Annotated in this window: 15 protein-coding genes; 6 read left to right on the top strand and 9 right to left on the bottom strand. The window is 59.7% G+C overall.

Annotation, left to right across the window (positions count from 1 at the left end; translation table 11 throughout):
- Positions 1 to 4 precede the first annotated feature (4 nt).
- Complete coding sequence (locus BT119_RS21830) at positions 5 to 1,672, top strand: methyl-accepting chemotaxis protein (RefSeq protein WP_371857185.1); 1,668 nt, start codon at positions 5 to 7, stop codon at positions 1,670 to 1,672.
- An 86-nt stretch (positions 1,673 to 1,758) separates the two neighbouring features.
- Here BT119_RS21830 and BT119_RS21825 read toward each other — a convergent pair whose 3' ends face one another.
- The 3 genes from BT119_RS21825 to BT119_RS21815 form a co-directional block, all read right to left on the bottom strand.
- Complete coding sequence (locus tag BT119_RS21825) at positions 1,759 to 2,640, bottom strand: CAP domain-containing protein (protein ID WP_003370372.1); 882 nt, start codon at positions 2,638 to 2,640, stop codon at positions 1,759 to 1,761.
- A 138-nt stretch (positions 2,641 to 2,778) separates the two neighbouring features.
- Positions 2,779 to 4,419 (bottom strand): methyl-accepting chemotaxis protein, encoded by a 1,641-nt coding sequence (locus tag BT119_RS21820; protein WP_072366955.1) that lies wholly within the window; start codon positions 4,417 to 4,419, stop codon positions 2,779 to 2,781.
- A 198-nt stretch (positions 4,420 to 4,617) separates the two neighbouring features.
- Entirely contained in the window at positions 4,618 to 5,343 is a 726-nt protein-coding gene (locus tag BT119_RS21815) for a GNAT family N-acetyltransferase (RefSeq protein ID WP_072366914.1), read from the bottom strand.
- Positions 5,344 to 5,917: 574 nt separating this feature from the next.
- On the opposite strand from BT119_RS21815, the gene katB reads away from it, so the two are divergent.
- Positions 5,918 to 7,423: a catalase KatB gene (gene katB, locus BT119_RS21810; protein WP_003370364.1), complete on the top strand. Its 1,506-nt coding sequence runs from the start codon at positions 5,918 to 5,920 to the stop codon at positions 7,421 to 7,423.
- A gap of 60 nt (positions 7,424 to 7,483) precedes the next feature.
- On the top strand, positions 7,484 to 8,059 hold the full coding sequence (locus tag BT119_RS21805; protein WP_003370362.1) for an ankyrin repeat domain-containing protein: 576 nt from the start codon (positions 7,484 to 7,486) through the stop codon (positions 8,057 to 8,059).
- A 12-nt stretch (positions 8,060 to 8,071) separates the two neighbouring features.
- On the opposite strand, the gene BT119_RS21800 is transcribed toward BT119_RS21805, so the two are convergent.
- The 3 genes from BT119_RS21800 to BT119_RS21790 all read right to left on the bottom strand — a co-directional run bounded on the left by BT119_RS21800 (position 8,072) and on the right by BT119_RS21790 (position 11,596).
- Positions 8,072 to 10,165 (bottom strand): hybrid sensor histidine kinase/response regulator, encoded by a 2,094-nt coding sequence (locus BT119_RS21800; protein WP_032609924.1) that lies wholly within the window; start codon positions 10,163 to 10,165, stop codon positions 8,072 to 8,074.
- A 213-nt stretch (positions 10,166 to 10,378) separates the two neighbouring features.
- Positions 10,379 to 10,603 (bottom strand): DUF6434 domain-containing protein, encoded by a 225-nt coding sequence (locus BT119_RS21795; RefSeq protein ID WP_072366912.1) that lies wholly within the window; start codon positions 10,601 to 10,603, stop codon positions 10,379 to 10,381.
- A gap of 108 nt (positions 10,604 to 10,711) precedes the next feature.
- Positions 10,712 to 11,596 carry a LysR family transcriptional regulator gene (locus tag BT119_RS21790; protein WP_003436246.1) on the bottom strand — a complete coding sequence of 295 codons (885 nt, stop codon included), beginning with the start codon at positions 11,594 to 11,596 and terminating at the stop codon, positions 10,712 to 10,714.
- Positions 11,597 to 11,695: 99 nt separating this feature from the next.
- Here BT119_RS21790 and BT119_RS21785 point away from each other — a divergent pair, with 99 nt between their 5' ends.
- Entirely contained in the window at positions 11,696 to 12,175 is a 480-nt protein-coding gene (locus BT119_RS21785) for a multidrug/biocide efflux PACE transporter (RefSeq protein WP_003370354.1), read from the top strand.
- Positions 12,176 to 12,278: 103 nt separating this feature from the next.
- Positions 12,279 to 13,112, top strand: a complete 834-nt coding sequence (locus BT119_RS21780; RefSeq protein ID WP_003370352.1) for a PhzF family phenazine biosynthesis protein — start codon at positions 12,279 to 12,281, stop codon at positions 13,110 to 13,112.
- A gap of 6 nt (positions 13,113 to 13,118) precedes the next feature.
- On the opposite strand, the gene BT119_RS21775 is transcribed toward BT119_RS21780, so the two are convergent.
- Positions 13,119 to 14,270, bottom strand: a complete 1,152-nt coding sequence (locus tag BT119_RS21775) for an MFS transporter (RefSeq protein ID WP_003370349.1) — start codon at positions 14,268 to 14,270, stop codon at positions 13,119 to 13,121.
- 224 nt (positions 14,271 to 14,494) lie between these two features.
- On the opposite strand from BT119_RS21775, the gene rarD reads away from it, so the two are divergent.
- The gene (rarD, locus tag BT119_RS21770) at positions 14,495 to 15,379 is read left to right on the top strand and encodes an EamA family transporter RarD (protein ID WP_072366911.1); all 885 of its coding nucleotides are present in this window, start codon (positions 14,495 to 14,497) and stop codon (positions 15,377 to 15,379) included.
- Between the two features lie 3 nt (positions 15,380 to 15,382).
- Here rarD and zapE read toward each other — a convergent pair whose 3' ends face one another.
- Together zapE and BT119_RS21760 are read right to left on the bottom strand one after the other, a co-directional pair.
- The gene (gene zapE / locus BT119_RS21765) at positions 15,383 to 16,498 is read right to left on the bottom strand and encodes a cell division protein ZapE (RefSeq protein WP_072366910.1); all 1,116 of its coding nucleotides are present in this window, start codon (positions 16,496 to 16,498) and stop codon (positions 15,383 to 15,385) included.
- 87 nt (positions 16,499 to 16,585) lie between these two features.
- Positions 16,586 to 18,031 (bottom strand): SulP family inorganic anion transporter, encoded by a 1,446-nt coding sequence (locus tag BT119_RS21760; protein WP_003370343.1) that lies wholly within the window; start codon positions 18,029 to 18,031, stop codon positions 16,586 to 16,588.
- Positions 18,032 to 18,090: the final 59 nt, after the last annotated feature.

Here is an 18,090-nt window from a genome sequence, read left to right as displayed (position 1 = left end):
CCGAATGAGGGCGATACCTGATTACCCCTTCGGAGAAACACTTATGATCCTGCGAAAACTTAACCTGGCCGCTCGTTCGACGCTCTGTTTCGGCGTGTTCTGCCTGATGATCATTGCTTTGGGCTTGCTCGCCCTGCGTCAGGCCGCCGAGCTCAATGCTGCGGAAAAATTCATCGAGACCAATGTGCTTCCGAGCGTGAAACAGCTCGCGTCGATTGATCGGGAGTTTGTCAGTATTCGGGGCAACAACGCCCGAGTGCGCAATCCGATTGAACCGCAGGATCGAAAGACCAAGGCGCTCAGCGATATCCAGCAGTCTCGTTCGCTGATCGCCGGCTATTTTGACGCCCTCGGCAAATTGATCGTGACTCCGCAAGGACGCCAGGCATTCGATGAATTGTCCCAGGCACAGGCCGGGTATCAGGTGGCACAGGATCGCTACCTGGCCTCGGTGGCCGCCGGCAATCTGGAAGCTGCAGTGGCAACCTCCAATGGCGAAATGAAAAGCGCGGCCGATCAGGTTGAAGCCGGACTGAAGAAACTCAGGACCGTCAACGACGCCAAAGCCGAGAAAGCCGGTGATACCGCTCAGACTGCCTATCAGCAGACGCTGTGGGTGGTGGGTATTTTCATCGCCGTGGGCGTCATTACCACGCTGCTCCTTGCCTGGATGTACACCCGCAGCCTGACTGGCCCGATTGGCGATTCGTTGAGTATCGCGCAACGCATCGCCACCAATGATCTGAGCAAGGATATTCCGCAGCATGGCACTGATGAGGCGGCGAAACTGATTGCCGCACTTGCCACCATGCAGGCCAACCTGCGCAATGCCCTGACCCTGATCGGCGACTCCTCCACCCAGCTGGCTGCCACTTCCGAGGAAATGCATGCCGTCACGGAGGACGCATCGCGCACCATTCAGCGCCAGACCAACGAGATCGAAATGGCAGCCACGGCCGTTAACGAGATGAGCGCGGCGGTGGAAGAAGTGGCCAGCAATGCCGCATCGGCATCTGAGGTGACCTCGCAATCCAGCACTGCCGCCATGGCCGGACGCGCTCAGGTCGATGAGACCGTCACGGCGATCAACCTGATGGTTTCCAAGGTGCAGATTACGTCCACCGAGGTACAGGGCCTGGCCGTCATGGCGACGGATATCAGCAAGGTGCTGGATGTGATTCGGGCCATCGCCGAACAGACCAACCTGCTGGCACTCAACGCGGCCATCGAAGCAGCCCGCGCAGGTGAAGCCGGACGGGGCTTTGCCGTGGTTGCGGACGAAGTCCGGGCACTTGCGCATCGTACTCAGCAATCGACCCGTGAAATCGAACAGATGGTCGGCTCGATTCAGACCGGCACCGGCAATGCTGTCAGCGCAATGGAGCAGACCAGCGTTCAGGCCCAAAAGACACTGGAGATGGCCAATGGTGCCGGCAAGGCGCTGCTCGAAATCACCGAATCCATCAGCCAGATCAATGAACGTAACCTGATGATTGCCACCGCAGCTGAAGAACAGGCTCAGGTCGCTCGAGAAGTAGACAGAAGCCTGGTCAGCATTCGTGATCTGTCCAGCCAGACGTCCGAGGGTTCCAATCAGACGGCCATCGCCACTGCCGAACTGTCGACCCTGGCTTCAAGCCTGAACCGTCTCACCAGGCAATTCCGCGTTTAAGCCCCTCTGCCGGGAAGCTCGCTTCCCGGCATCTCTCCTTCGAATGGTCTGCCCAGGCTTGCCAGCCACTGGCGCAGCGCTAGACGCTACTGCTGCGTGCCGAACATTGCCGTCCAGTAAATCCCTGCGTCACTTTTGGGGTCCATCGCGTAGGCTGCACCCAGCTCGCGGAAATCCGGATTCATCAGATTGGCGCAGTGGCCCGGGCTCAGCAGCCAGCCATCCACCACCTTGCGCGCACTGTCCTGGCCGGCAGCAATGTTCTCGCCCACCTGCTGTCCCACATACCCGGCCAGTTCAGCGCGGTCGCCAGGCGTGCGGCCGTCACGATCCTTGTGGTCAAAAAAGTTTTGATTGGCCATCGCCTGGGAATGACGTTGCGCAGCGGTCCCTAGAACCAGGTTCCAGGCCAGCGGCGTGGTAGCGGCGAAGGATTGTGGGCCGCACTGACGTGCCTGAGTGCGGGCATTGTTGATCATTTCCAGAATCTTTTGCCCCTCTGTCTGCCAGTCGCCAAGACGCGACGCGACCAGTGAGCGCGCCAGCACGATACGCCAGTCTCGCCCTTCGCGGCTGACACCGATGTCGACGAACTGCGGGTCCAGCACCACGCGGCAGAAACTCTCCAGAACCGCCTTGAGTGCAGCGTCTGCATTGTTCGGACCGGACAGGCTTATCGCCTGCACAGTGACCATTGGGTAGGAAGCGCGCGTCAACGCCTGTTGCAGGTCCAGATTGCCACTGGCCGGCAGCACCAGACGGGCGTCGCTGGTCAGCGGCGGCAGTTCCGTGGACACCTGCTCGCCACAGCGCTGTGCCTGGCTGCGATAGGCATTGAGGGATTCGATCAGTTGCGTTTCGTCGCCAGCCAGCGCAGCACTGGCAAACACACCAGAGCACAACACGGCCAGAAAGGCTAACGACACTCGCGGGAGCGACAGGCGCAGAAAGTAATGAATGACAGGCATGAAAAGTCTCTCTCGGGCTGAGTCCGCCTATGATGCGCGAAATGACCCGGTCGGGCGCAACGCCTTTTTTATGCCTGACCGGAATTTCACCACCGATCGGGCCAGGACGTGCGCCAGACAATGCCTCTTGGGAGCGACTTACAGCTTGAAGTTGGCCACCAGTGAATTGAACGAGGTGGCCAGTCGCGACAGTTCCTGACTGGACGCGCTGCTCTGGTTGGCACCCGCAGCGCTCTGGGTCGACAGGTCCTGAATGTTGAGCAGGTTGCGGTCCACCTCGCGAGCCACCTGGGCCTGCTCTTCCGAAGCAGAGGCAATGACCAGATTGCGCTCGTTGATGGTTGCAACACCCTGGGTGATTTTCTCCAGCGCCGCGCCCGCACGCTGGGCCAGTTCCTGCGTGTTGGTGGCCAGTGACAGGCTCTTGCCCATCGCCGCAACCGCGCCGTCAGCACCCGATTGCACGGTGCTGATCATGCCTTCGATTTCCACTGTCGATGCCTGGGTACGGTGCGCCAGAGCCCGAACCTCGTCAGCCACCACCGCAAAACCACGACCCTGTTCGCCAGCACGTGCAGCTTCAATGGCGGCGTTCAAGGCCAGCAGGTTGGTCTGCTCGGCGATACTGCGAATAACGTCAAGCACCTTGCTGATTTCCCGGACATGCCCGGCCAGCTCGGACACAGCGCCAGTGGATGCGGTGATCTCATGGACCATGGTGGTGATGCCCTTGACCGTGTGATCGACCTGGCCACGGCCATCGATGGCATCGTCTGTAGCAGACTTCGAAGCCTCAGACGTGGATACCGCGTTACGCGCCACTTCTTCCACTGCGGCAGTCATCTGATTGACGGCCGTTGCCGCCTGCTGGATTTCGTCGTTCTGGCGAGTCAGCCCGCGGGTGCTTTCATCGGTGACGGCACTCAGTTCTTCGGCAGCGGAAGCCAGCTGGTCCGAGGCACTGGCAATCTGTTGAATGGTGTTTTTCAGACCGCCCTGCATGTCGGACAGCGCGTTCAACAGTTGTCCGGCCTCATCGCCACTGTTGGAAACAATGGGCTGGGTCAGGTCACCGCCCGCAATGCGCTGAGCACTGGCGACTGCGACAGCCAAAGGACGGGTGATCATGCGGGTAATCAGCACGCCGAGCATGATGGCCACCAGAAAAGCAATCACCACGCCAATCTCCAGCATTAATACCGAACTGGCCTTCAGGTCGGCAGCAGCGGCTGCGCCTTCCTTGATCTGACGATTGTTGGAATCGATCATGATCCGCAGATAGCTGCGCACCTTGGTAAAGCTTTCCGAGGAAAGGCTATTCAACTGGGTCCGGGCAGCCTCGTAATTACCCGCCTTCATCAGGTCGACAACCTGTTGAGAGCCCGAAACGTACGCGGGCAGCATCAGTTCCAACTGGTCACCGGCGGCGCGCTCGTCATCTTCCAGAGGCGTGGCGCGGTAAGTCGCGAATACTTTTTGCGCGCGGGCCAGGTCATCACTCAATGCCTGACGAACTCGATCCTTGTCCGTTTCGGAGACACCGCCATCCTGCGCATCCAGCAAACGGTAAAGCCCGCGGTTGTGGGCGGTGAAGCTGGTCAGCGCTTCATTGGTGTTGCTGACCGAGACAAGGTTGTTGGAGAAGGTCAGCTCAAGGGCATTGGCCAGGCGTGTCACGCCCACCATACCCAAGGCGCCGACGGCCAGCGTAATCAATGCACAGATGATGAAAGCGGAGAGCAGCTTGGTGGAAAACTTGGACTGACGCAGGACGTTCATGGGGCTTACCTGTTGCTGAATGAGGAGTGATGTCAGTGCCGGAATGAGTTGATCAAACAGCGATGATGTCATAATGACTTCACCTCATTTGGATCGTTCCCGACCTCCTCGCTTTTTGATAGAAAAACTTTGACAAGTCGCAGATCTGCGATTATTGCCTTCTATCGGCACCGCCCCGTTCGCAAATCCTGTTCGTTATCAGTGCAGCCGCACGGTGTTTGATGCGCCGGCTGCCAGGCCATCATTGCCAAGACGTTGCTCGGCGAACGTTCTCGCTTCAAGAGTCATGCGGTCCAGATGGCGATCGCGTTGCTTCTCCGCATCGACCATCGCGCTTTTGCCGTGCTGTTTGAGCAGGTAAGCGTGGATCTGCCGCACTTCGACCGAGTTGTAGATGGGCGCGATATCCATGACCGCAAGCAGACCGTCAGTACCGTGATCACGCGTGTTCATGATGACCTGCGGACCACGCGCGCCCAGCACCTGAAAGCCCATTGCCTCGAAATACGCGACTTTGCCGACCACGCAATACAGCTCTGCGTGCGGATAGCGGCTCGTCATTTTCTCCAGCATCGAGCGTGCGATGCCCTGACGGCGGTGGCTGTCGCGCACCGCCATGTAGGCTACGGCGCAGGCCTGCGGATCATCCTGCACAGGCAGATAGAGCAAAAACCCCACTACAGTTTCGGGGTCTTCATCGTCCAGCGCGACGATCAGCTCCACGGTCAGCTGCTGCGAACCGTCCATGGCATTCAGGTACAAATGCACCTCATACCCCACGCCGTACTGGTAAAGGTTGTACAGCGGGTTGCTCGGCGCGATCGCCACCAGACTGATGTCGGTCACGTAGTCGACGACCATCTGCTGGATCTGGCTACGGATGAATTCCGGCGGCGGGGTTTTCAGCAGCATGATCGTCGACATGGGACAAGGGGCTCCATTAATAGGTGTGTTTGTACGGGATGTGGCCACATGATAGCGCGTCGAGGCATTCAGAACCGATATTGTCATATTGCCAGCATGCTGCAGCGCGCCAACTTAGTTGCAACTTATACGATGATTTTAAAAAAAGAATATCAAATAGCCATCCACCCGAAAGACCACCGCAAGTATCGGTACGATCGTACCAGCACACACCACAGTCGCCAGTCTGTTACCAAATAATAAAGTTGATAATGATTCACATCTACCTGGGTAAGGGGATACAAGGAAGTTTAATGACTGTTGACATTCAATAAAAATCCAATTTTTTCAAAGGGATGCATAACTAGCAAAAAATGGAAATATAACTTGATTTACAGCGACCGAACGTGCAATCAACGCATCAGGCCAACTCGGTACAAACATCCGTTACCGGGTCCACCTTTTGTTCGAGTATTTATCTCAATCACCCCAATATATTTTTATAATCACCGTATTTCCCTCACGCGCCTAAGATTATCCGGCCTACTAAAAATATGAGGGATTCAAAATGCCGTTATTAAACTGGTCCAGACACATGGTGTGCCTGACTGCAGCCGGTCTGATTACTGTTCCGACCGTTTATGCAGCCGACACCCTGACCCGCGACAATGGCGCCGTCGTCGGCGACAATCAGAACTCTCAGACCGCAGGCGCCCAGGGCCCTGTCCTGCTGCAAGACGTTCAGTTGCTGCAAAAGCTGCAGCGCTTTGATCGCGAACGCATCCCCGAGCGCGTCGTGCATGCCCGCGGCACCGGCGTCAAAGGCGAATTTACGGCCTCTGCCGACATCAGTGATCTGAGCAAGGCGACCGTTTTCAAATCCGGTGAGAAGACGCCGGTATTTGTACGCTTCTCCTCCGTGGTTCACGGCAATCACTCGCCTGAAACCCTGCGCGACCCGCACGGCTTCGCCACCAAGTTCTACACGGCTGACGGTAACTGGGACCTGGTTGGCAACAACTTCCCGACGTTTTTCATTCGTGATGCCATCAAGTTCCCGGACATGGTCCACGCGTTCAAACCTGATCCACGTACCAACCTGGACAACGACTCGCGTCGCTTCGACTTCTTCTCCCACGTACCGGAAGCCACCCGTACGCTGACCCTGTTGTATTCGAACGAGGGCACCCCAGCAGGCTATCGCTTCATGGATGGCAACGGTGTACACGCCTACAAACTGGTCAATGCCAAGGGCGAAGTGCACTACGTCAAGTTCCACTGGAAATCCCTGCAGGGCATCAAGAACCTTGATCCCAAGGAAGTCGCTCAGGTCCAGTCCAAGGACTACAGCCACCTGACCAACGACCTGGTTGGTGCGATCAAAAAGGGTGACTTCCCGAAATGGGATTTGTACGTTCAGGTCCTGAAGCCTGAAGAGCTGGCGAAATTCGACTTCGATCCATTGGACGCCACCAAGATCTGGCCGGACGTTCCCGAGAAGAAGATCGGGCAGATGGTCTTGAACAAGAACGTCGATAACTTCTTCCAGGAAACCGAGCAGGTCGCCATGGCCCCGGCCAACCTGGTTCCAGGTATCGAACCTTCCGAGGACCGCCTGTTGCAAGGCCGTGTGTTCTCCTACGCTGACACCCAGATGTATCGCCTTGGCGCGAATGGTCTGAGCCTGCCTGTCAACCAGCCCAAGGTTGCGGTCAACAACGGTAATCAGGACGGTGCGCTGAACACTGGCCACACCACCAGCGGCGTCAACTATGAGCCGAGCCGTCTGGAACCTCGTCCAGCGGATGATAAGGCGCGCTACAGCGAACTGCCGCTCAGTGGCACTACCCAGCAGGCGAAGATCACGCGTGAGCAGAACTTCAAGCAGGCGGGTGATCTGTATCGCTCCTACAGCGCGAAAGAGAAGACTGACCTGGTGCAGAGCTTCGGCGAGTCGCTGGCCGACACCGATACTGAAAGCAAGAACATCATGCTGTCGTACCTGTACAAGGCAGATCCGGACTACGGCACTCGGGTAGCCGAAGTCGCCAAAGGCGATCTGAGCAAGGTCAAGTCCCTGGCTGCAAGCCTCAAGGACTGATGATCTGATACCCCGTCCCGGTGCTCAGTCGCCGGGACGGTTCCCGTCAGGAGAACGCCCATGAAGCATCTGATCTATGGCTTGCTGCTGTTCGCCGCAGCCGCGAACGCCACACCACCGACATCAACAACGACCCCCACTCCACCGCCCCCGGAGCTGACTGCCGAACAGACGGCCAGCCAGCTGCGCACGCTGTTTTTCGACGCCTCCCGTGAAGGCAACAACCCGATGCTGGACACGTTTATCGAGGCTCATTACGACCTTAACATCCGCGATGAACAAGGCTATACCGGTTTGATTCTCGCGGCCTATCACGGCCATGAAGACTCGGTGATACGCCTGATAGATGCCGGAGCAGACCCTTGCGCCAAGGACAATCGCGGCAATACGGCGCTGATGGGTGCGATTTTCAAAGGTGAACTGAGCATCGCCAAGCGTCTGGTTCAGGCAGATTGCGGTGCGAACCTCACCAACAATGCCGGGCAGACCGCAGCCATGTACGCCGCCCTGTTCAAACGCACCGAAGTGCTCAAGGAGCTGACCGACAAGGGCGCAGACCTGAGCATTCGTGACAGCATGGGCAATGACGTGGAAGGCTTGTCCAAGGGTGAATTCCAGGCGCCGCCCACCCGCTGACGGCTGCTGGAATCAGTCTTCGCGCTCAATCATTTCGTAGATGCGGCTGGCAAACGCTTCCATGGTGAAGGGTTTGGTGAGCACCCACATCCCCGGATCCAGATGGCCGTTGCCAATGATGGCGTTCTCAGCGTACCCGGTGATGAACAGCACCTTGAGGTCGGGTCGAATGATGCGCGCGGCATCGGCCAATTGCCGGCCATTCATACCCCCCGGCAACCCGACATCAGTCACCAGCAGGTCGATACGCGCATCGGACTCCAGCACCTTGAGCGCAGATGCGCCTTCGCCCGCCTCGATCGGAATGTAGCCCTGATCCTCCAGCACTTCAGCCACCAGCATGCGGATGGTCGGCTCATCGTCGACAATCATCACGGTGCGCTCGGTCTGCACAGGCGCCGATCCAGCAGCATCTGCAGCCTCGATCTCTTCCGGTGCCCCAACGTAATGACGCGGCAGGTAGAGACACATGTTCGTGCCCTGATCAGGCTCGGAATAGATACGCACCTGCCCGCCGGACTGGCGCACGAAACCGTACACCATCGATAAGCCCAGCCCCGTACCCTGCCCCAGTGGCTTGGTGGTAAAGAAAGGGTCGAAGGCCCGATTGATGACCTCGGGCGACATGCCTGTACCGGTGTCGCTGACACACAGCGACAGGTATTGCCCGGGGATCAGATCGCGGCTTTGTGAGCCGCGCTCGTCAATCCAGCGGTTGGCTGTCTCGATGGTAATTCGCCCGCCGCGCGGCATGGCGTCCCTGGCGTTGATGCACAGGTTCAACAAGGCATTTTCCAGCTGCGGTGCATCGATGAACGTTGACCACAACCCGACCGAGGTCACCACCTCCACAGTGATATGCGGTCCGACCGTACGACGAATCAGCTCTTCCATGCCGATGACCAATCGGTTGACGTCGACCGGCTTGGGGTCAAGGGTCTGCCGGCGCGAAAACGCCAGTAATCGGTGAGTCAGTGACGCCGCACGTTTGGAGGCATCCTGCGCAGCCCCTATGTAGCGGTCCAGTTCATTGAAACGGCCCTGGCTGACCCGTGTCTTGAGCAGTTCCAGCGAACCCGTGATGCCGGTCAACAGGTTGTTGAAGTCATGGGCGATACCGCCCGTCAACTGGCCTACGGCTTCCATCTTCTGGGACTGGCGCAAGGCTTCTTCAGCCTGGCTCAGGCGCTCCTGCTCGCGAAGCCGTTCGCTGACATCGTAGGCAAACAGGTAGGCCCCAATGGCCTGCCCCTGAGCATTGCGCAGCGTGCTGTAACGTATTTCAAAATGACTGGCCGGATCGTTCGAGTCACTGAAGCTGACACTTTCGGCGAACTCTTCGCCCGCCAACGCACGCGTCCAGCGCCGTTCAAGATCAGCCTTGCTCTGCGGCCGGTCGTCGAGCAGGTCGAGCATATTGTCACCCACCTGCGGCCGAACACCGAACAGACGCTCGAATTCGCGCAGGGCAGCGCCATTGATGGCCATCCAGCGAAAATTGCAGTCGACGACATGAATGAACGCATTGGTGCCGTTGACGACGTCGGCCAGCACATTACGCTCGGCCACCGCTTCGATAATGCGTGCTTCCAGAGTTTCGTTCAGTTGCTTGAGCGCCAGTTCAGCGCGTTTGCGTTCAGTGATGTCTTGAAACAACACCGCGACCTGCTTGCGGCTGGCCGGCTCGATGCGAAACGCGGTCAAGGCCAGATAGCGCCCTGTGGCCACCAGTTCGCGCTCGAAACGGATCGGCTTGCCGGTCCGCAACACGTCGCCGTAAAACTCCAGCCAGCCATCAGCCTCCTCGGGAACCATCTCGCGCAGCTTCTTGCCCACCACGTTGGAAATGCCGGCGTGGTACTCGTAGGCCGGGTTGGCTTCGACGTGAATGTAATCGCTCAGCGGACCGTGTGGACCGTCAAAGAACTCAATGATGCAAAAGCCTTCATCCATGGCGTTGAACAGAAAACGATAGCGCTCCTGGGATTGGGCCAGGGCGTATTCGGCCTCCCGACCGGTGACGCTCAGGCTCTCTTTAAGCGAGGCATTTTCCTGCTCCAGAGCCGCCAATCGGCTCTGGAGATGTTGTAAATCTGTCGGGGTCAAAGCGGCGGCACCTGAGGTATTGGTTGCGCCGCTTTCCCGTCATGCGGGGCGGCACAAGCACGCTACGAGAAAAACCGCTCGCATGCAAAAATAATGGCGTTTTGAGCTCAGAAATTCTGGTTTTTTTGACCCAGTCAGCGCGATAGGTACTTTTGTGAACAACATTCACGAGTACAGGGGCCACGCCGTACCGATCCCGATTGACCCGTGATATCAGTTCGACGCCGAAGCTGCGGCATGCAGGCGCAACCATTGGTCCGCGACTTGCCCCATGTTCTTGGGCTCGCCATTGTTGATCCATGCCATGAATGGCCGATCGAACCTGAACGACGCCCCGCACTGCCCGGTCATGAAACGCCTCACGTTCTGCGTGTTCCGATAGATGTCATCCACTGGCGTATCACGCGTGATGAGGTCGGAGTGCCAATTGAAAGCCATGCCTGATTCCTTCTGCCGTCGGGTTGCAGGCACTCTTTATAGCGGGATTCTGTTGCAGTCGCGAGGTTGGAAGGGCTTGTGGCGTACAGGAATTCGCTTAAACCCGTCTCACTCTCCCGCGAACGGCACCAGCGACTCCAGCAGCCACGCGCCCGCAGGCCCCAGACTGCGCTGAAACGACCAGATGACGTCCACCGCCGAGCGCCGCGGCCAACCGGAGACGTGCAGTTCTTTGAGCAGTCCGCCCGAATAGCGCGACACCAGCCAGCGCGGCAATGCCGACCAGCCAAAGCCGAACGCAGCCATGTCCATCAACAGCAGGTAATTGGGTGCCGACCAGTGCCGATGGCCGCTGGTGGGCAAGTCGTCGGTGGGGATGCTGTGCTCGATCAGCGTATTGAGGCGCAAGGCGCGATAGCGGGACAACTGTTGGTAATCGACCCGTTCCAGCGCGGCAAGCGGATGTTTGTGCGACACGAACAGACCGAAATCGGCACTTTCATCGATGGTCGCGTGACCGATTTCCGGTGGGTAGCTGGCTTGCGCCGACAGCAGCCCCAGCGACGCCCTCCCCGACTGCACCAGGCTGATGGCGTCGCCATGCTCGGCGAACACGCATTCCATCTCCAGCTCTGGAAAGCGTTGATCGAGTTCGGTCATCAGCCGCTCGAAATCAGCAAACTGGTTGGCATCCGACAGCACCAGCGTGAGCCGCGGCTCGACGCCTGCTGCAAGCCGCGCGGCAGCACGACGCAGCCGGTCCGAGGCGCACAGCAGATCATCGACACGGCCAAGCATCACCCTACCCGCTTCGGTCAGGACTGGTTGCCTGGAAGAACGGTCGAACAGCTCCAGCCCCAGGTCGATTTCCAGGCGGGCGATCGCCTCACTGATGGTCGATTGACTCTTGCCCAGACGGCGTGCGGCGGCGCTGAAAGAACCCAGCGCGGCAATCTGGGCGAAGGCTTCCAGGGCTTCTGGTGAATAACTCATGGCGCTCTCATATCGGTTTAACCGATGGTACTGATTTTCAGCTTAACGCAAACACCGATGATAATACTGCCATCCATCAGCACCAAGGACAGCGTAGTCATGAGTAACAACCAACCGCACACCGACCGGCAACCCGGCGTCGCCAGCAAAACCCTGCGTGAGCGGGCGCTGCATGCCGCGCTGTTCGAGATCGGCGGTGTGATTCTGGTCGCACCACTGCTGGCCTGGCTGATGGACCAATCGCTGGCGATGATGGGGGCCATGACGGTGATGATCTCGACCATCGCCATGTTGTGGAACATGACCTACAACGCGCTGTTCGACCGTCTGCGCAACCGCTGCGGATTTACCATGAACCTGACGGTCCGCATCCTGCACGCAACGGGGTTCGAAGCCGGACTGATTCTGGCCGTGGTGCCGCTGGCCGCATGGTGGCTGACAATCAGCCTGATGGAAGCGTTCTGGCTGGACATCGGTCTGCTGCTGATGTTTCTGCCCTATACCCTGCTGTTCAACTGGGCCTACGACACGCTGCGTGAACGCCTGATGCAGCGACGCCTGGCGAGGTGTGAGGTGTGACGCATCAGGCAGATGGATGCCGTGCATCAAATGTTCTCACTGGATAATCAAATCCTTGCCATTGCACACTGTCCCCTACTGACCCAGGCAAGGACAACCTTCTATGACAACTGAAGTACTCAAACTGGCGGCGTTCAGCGATGGAGATCGCGGTGGCAACCCGGCAGGCGTATGGATCGGCGATGCGTTACCCGATGATGCCGTCATGCAACAGATTGCCGCCGACATCGGTTTTTCCGAAACGGCGTTCGCTGCGCCTGTCGAAGCCGGCTGGCGGGTGCGGTATTTCTCGCCGCTGGCAGAAGTACCGTTTTGCGGGCACGCCACCATCGCCCTGGGCGCAGCGCTGGCGGCGCAGCAAGGCGATGGCGTGTATCAGCTGACACTCAATCAGGCGCAGATTACTGTCGAAGGCCATGCGCAGGGCTCTCTGACGTCGGCGGCGCTGCAATCGCCGCCCACGTTCAGCACGCCGATCAGCGCGCTGTTGCTGGAAGAAGCCCTGGCGCTGTTCGGCTATAACCATGCCGATCTGGATGAGCGCATTAGCCCCGCGCATATCAATGGCGGTGCCGGGCACCTGCTGTTGGCGCTGAACAGCCGCGCCAGGCTCAAGGCCATGCGCTATGACCAACAAGCGGGGCACGACCTGATGGTCCGTGAAGGCTGGGCGACGATTTTGCTGGCGTGGGCCGAGACCGATCAGTTGTTCCACACCCGCAACCCGTTTGCGTTCGGTGGCGTTTATGAGGACCCGGCCACCGGAGCGGCCACGGCGGCACTGGGCGGCTATCTGCGCGATATCGACTGGCCGCATGGCGGTTTGATAGACATTATTCAGGGCGAGGACATGGGCAGCCCATCGCGCCTGCGCGCCGAAATCCCGCAGCAACGGGGAAGCTCGATCCGGGTGTCGGGGATGGCGCGCAGGTTGTAGCGGGGATCAGGTCCTGAGTTTGCTGCCGCCGATCGCCACGCCCAGAAGCATCACGGCAACGACCATGAACGCCAGTTCAAGGCTGCTGACATGGGCGATGAAACCGATTGCCGCAGGACCGATCAGAATCCCGGCATAACCGACTGTGGTAATCGCCGGGATGGCCACGCTTTCGGGCATGGTCTTCTGCCGACCGACCGCGCTGTAGCACACCGGCACGATGTTCGAGCAACCCGCGCCTACCAATGCATACCCCAGCAGCGCCGCCTGCCAGACCGGGATCAATGTCGCGACGGCCAGACCCGCTGCGGCACACAGTCCGCCAAGAATGATCACCCGATTGGAGCCCACCCGTTTTACCACCGCATCGCCAAACAACCGCCCCAGGGTCATGGTCGCGGCGAATACCGCATAGCCCAGCCCGGCATACGCCGCTTCGACACCACGCAACGAGGTCAGGAATACCGCGCTCCAGTCGAGCATCGCGCCTTCGGCCAGAAATACGGTGAAGCACAGCAGGCCGATGAACAGCACCACGCCACGCGGGATGGCAAAGGCTGGCCCATCGGCCGGACTGCCGTAAGGCAACAGATTCGGCGCCGCTTTGGCCAGCGCAACCAACGTCAGAAATACCACGATCAGCATCGCCGTGAACGGCGAGATGCCCAGACTGAGCAAGCCGGCGACACCCGCGGCACCGACAATCCCGCCGAGGCTGAACAGGCCGTGGAAGCCCGACATCATGGTCTTGCCGCTGGCGCGCTCGACGATCACCGCCTGCACGTTGGCCGTGCAATCCACCCCGCCCATGCTCGCGCCAAACAGAAACAGCGTGGCGATCAATAGCGGCAGACTGGAAATCGTCGCCAGCAGCGGCAGACACAGGCAGATCAGCAGCGTCGAACAGACCAGCAGGCGCCGACAGCCTAACCGTGCCGCCAGTGCTCCCGCCAACGGCATCGAAATGATCGAGCCCACCCCCAGACACAGCAACAAGAGCCCGAGCGTGCCCTCATCGAGGCCCATCCGCTGTTTGACGTAAGGCACCAGCGGCGCCCACGAGGCGACACTGAAACCGGCAATGAAAAACGCGATACGCGTCGAAGACTGCTCCGCCCGAGCCTTGGCATCCTGGGCTGCGGTGCTGAAAGAGGTCATGCATGCTCCTTGTAATTTGCCGAGTACGGTCACGCCGGCCAGCGCGACAGCCTAACAAAGCTGATCGATTAGCCAAAACCTCTGATGCACTTGCACGAGGCTCGTTCCATCGTCGTGCAAGGGCCGTCCGATTTGCAGCTTTTTGCACCTCAGGCCAGTAGACTGACGACCACGCGCACCAGACAGGTGCGTAATCTGTCGAATCAGCTGTCGCGGAGGCCGTTGTGTACAAAGGTGTGGTGCTGTCGGTCCTGGCGTCAACGCTGTTTGGGGTCATGTATTTTTATACGTCACTGATGACCCCGCTCGACGGTGAAGAGATCTTCGGCTGGCGCATGCTGCTCACCGTGCCATGCGCGACGCTGTTCATGCTGGTCAGCGGTGACTGGCGGCGAGTCCGCGAAGTGGCTGTCCGGCTCAGGCAGCAACCGCCGCTGATCTTCGCGCTGCTGCTGTCTTCGGTGCTGCTCGGTGCGCAGTTGCTGATCTTCATGTGGGCACCGTTGCACGGGCGCAGTCTGGAGGTATCGCTGGGCTATTTCCTGCTGCCGCTGAGCATGATTCTCACTGGCCGCTTGGTATACGGCGAGCACCTCTCCTACCTGCAGAAAGTCGCTGCGGTGTTTGCCATGATCGGCGTGGTGCATGAGCTGTGGAGGCTGGGCAGTTTCTCCTGGGAAACCCTGCTGGTCGCGGGCGGCTATCCCCTTTACTTCGTGCTGCGTCGCAAGCTCAGGACCGATCACCTCGGCGGGCTCTGGTTCGACATGCTGCTGATGCTGCCCATCGGACTGTGGTTCATCGCCAACGGCCATCCTCAGGCCATTCAACAGGCACCGCTGTTGTACCTGCTGATTCCGCTGCTCGGGGTGATCAGTGCCTCGGCGCTGGTCAGCTACATCCTTGCCAGCCGCCTGCTGCCGTTCAGCCTGTTCGGGCTGCTCAGTTATGTCGAGCCGGTGCTGCTGGTCGGCGTCGCCCTGCTGCTCGGCGAGAGCATCGGTCGCGAGGAATGGCTGACGTACCTGCCGATCTGGATGGCCGTCGTGGTACTGATGATCGAAGGCGCCAAGCATATGCTGGCCCAGCGACGCCGGGATGCGAGCTGAGCGTCAAGACTCGGTGAAACGCTCCAACTGCATTTCCTGAAGTCGACTGAGGGTGCGCCGGAAGGCAAACGACAGATAGCCCTCGGTGTACAGCTCGTCCATCGGCACCGGCGCTTCGACATACAGCGGAATGCGCCGGTCATAACACTCGTCGACCAGCGCGATGAAGCGTCGCACGCCATCATCGTTGGGCGACAACTGCGGCAGCTCGCGATCGCCTGCGCTCACCTGCTCGACGCCATCCTCGGTGCCGCGGGCGATTTTCGCTTCGCGCTGTGCTGCCCCCAGCAGCGGCACCTCGCTGAGCAGAATCACCGAAAAGCGATCGCACAGCGCGATGAAATCCATGGCCGCCAGCGGCTGTTCGCAAAGGTCGCGGTAACGGCACCACACGGCGGTGTCGGAATGCTGAACCACGTTGATGCTGCGATAACCGAGCATGACCTGCGAGTCGTGAACCGGCTGATCCGCGCTCAACGCTTCGAAGATGCCCTGCAGGGCGCTGGGTCGACCGGCTTCGGCAATCCAGTAGCGCTGATGCAGTTGCCCGGGGTGCAGTCGGTGATCCTCGCCGCCGTCGACCGCCACGACATCCATGTACTTGAGAATGGCCGCAACCGCTGGCAGGAAGCGCTCGCGATTATGGCCGTGACTGTATAACTGCTCCGGTGGCTGGTTGGACGTGCAGACCAGCACCACGCCCTCCTCGAACATGACCTGCAGCAGCCCGCCCAGGATCACTGCGTCGCCAATATCGGTGACGAACAGCTCATCGAAACACATCACCCGCACGTCACGCGCCAGCTCCCTGGCAACCACGGTCAGCGGCTGGGAGGTGCCCATCAACTCGAACATGCGTTTATGCACCCAACGCATGAAGTGATGAAAATGCTGACGCCGGGCCGGTACGCTCAGGCTTTCGAAAAAGCGGTCCATCAGCCAGGTTTTGCCACGCCCGACCGGCCCCCACAAATAAACGCCCCGGGCCCGACCTCGAGCGTCGGCCAGCCCCTCGTAACACACCTGCAATTGCCGGGCGGCCTGCAACTGCGCCTGATCGGGTTGAAAACCACGCTGGATGGCACGTTCGTAGGCTTGCAGAGGAGAGACAGCATCCATCAGGCACACACCCTTCGCTATCGGAGAAAAGACATCCAGCCTATACGAGGCTGCGCCGCGCAACGCAACTCATCAGCTCAACTCAACTCAGGCATGCTGCACGCCGGCACGCTTGAGCAGTCGCTTGCAGCGCTCGGACAGGTGGACCACACGCAGATGCTTGCCCGCCTTGGCGTAGCGTTCGCGCAGGGTTTTGAGCGCAGCGATGGCCGAGTAATCGACAAAGCTCAGGTGGCGGCAATCCAGTGTCACCTGCGCCGGGTCTTCGGCCGGGTTGAACTGGTCGAGAAACGGTGTGGTCGAGGCGAAGAACAGCGTGCCATGCAGGTGGTAGACCTTGCTGCCGTCGGCTTCGACATGGCTGTCGGCGTACAGCTCACGAGCCTGCTGCCAGGCGAAGTTGATCGCCGCGATAATGATCCCGAACAGCACTGCAGTGGCCAGATCGGTCAGCACCGTGACCACCGTCACGGCAATGATCGCCAGCACATCGTTGACCGGCACCTTGCGCAGCACACGCAGCGAGGCCCAGGCGAAAGTCTGTTGAGCGACCACGAACATCACCCCGACCAACGCCGCCAATGGAATGCGCTCGATCAGCGGTGAGAGGAACAGCACGAACATCAGGATCATCAAACCTGCAACCACGCCCGACAGACGACCACGGCCGCCAGAACTCAGGTTGATGACGGTCTGGCCGATCATCGCGCAGCCGCCCATGCCGCCGAAGGCACCGGAGACCACGTTGGCAGCGCCCAGCGCTACGCACTCACGATCCGGATAGCCACGGGTTTCGGTGATCTCGTCGGTCAGGTTCAGGGTCAGCAGGGTTTCCAGCAGACCGACCAGCGCCATCAGAATGGCGTAAGGCGCAATGATGCGCAGCGTCTCCAGATTCCAGGGGATGTCCGGCATGGCGAATACCGGCAAGCCACCGGCAATGTGCGCCATGTCGCCCAGGGTGCGGGTCGGCAGGCCGAGCAGGTAGACCGCCAGCCCGACGCTGAGGATCGCCACCAGCGCTGGCGGCGCAATGCGGGTCAGGCGTGGCAACAGATAGACAATCGCCATGGTCAACGCCACCAGACCGAGCATCACGTACAGCGGCGTACCGCTGAGCCATGACTCACCCACCTTGAAGTGCTCCAGTTGCGCCATCGCGATGACAATCGCCAGGCCGTTGACGAAGCCCAGCATCACCGGATAAGGCACCAGCCGCACCAGTTTGCCGAGCCGCAGCAGCCCGAACAGGATCATGATCAAACCGCCCAGCAATACAGTCGCCAGTAAATACTGCACACCCTGCTGAACCACCAGCGCGACGATTACCACCGCCATCGAACCGGCCGCGCCGGACACCATGCCCGGACGCCCGCCGAACAGCGCAGTCAGGGTACAGATGATGAACGCGCCGTAGAGCCCCATCAGCGGATTGAGATGAGCCACCAGCGCAAAGGCGATGCACTCGGGCACCAATGCAAAAGATGTGGTGAGGCCTGCCAGGACTTCGGCACGTATACGGATCGTTTTCATGGGTTACCTGAGCGGCGCTCCGTGGAAGAAGCGCAAAAAAGTGGGCATATTACGCAAAC

It is taken from the genome of Pseudomonas sp. NFACC10-1 (genome assembly GCF_900119195.1).
Classification (GTDB): domain Bacteria; phylum Pseudomonadota; class Gammaproteobacteria; order Pseudomonadales; family Pseudomonadaceae; genus Aquipseudomonas; species Aquipseudomonas cerasi.
The sequence above is the reverse complement of the archived record's forward strand: the minus strand, read 5'-3'. Positions and strand labels throughout refer to the sequence as shown.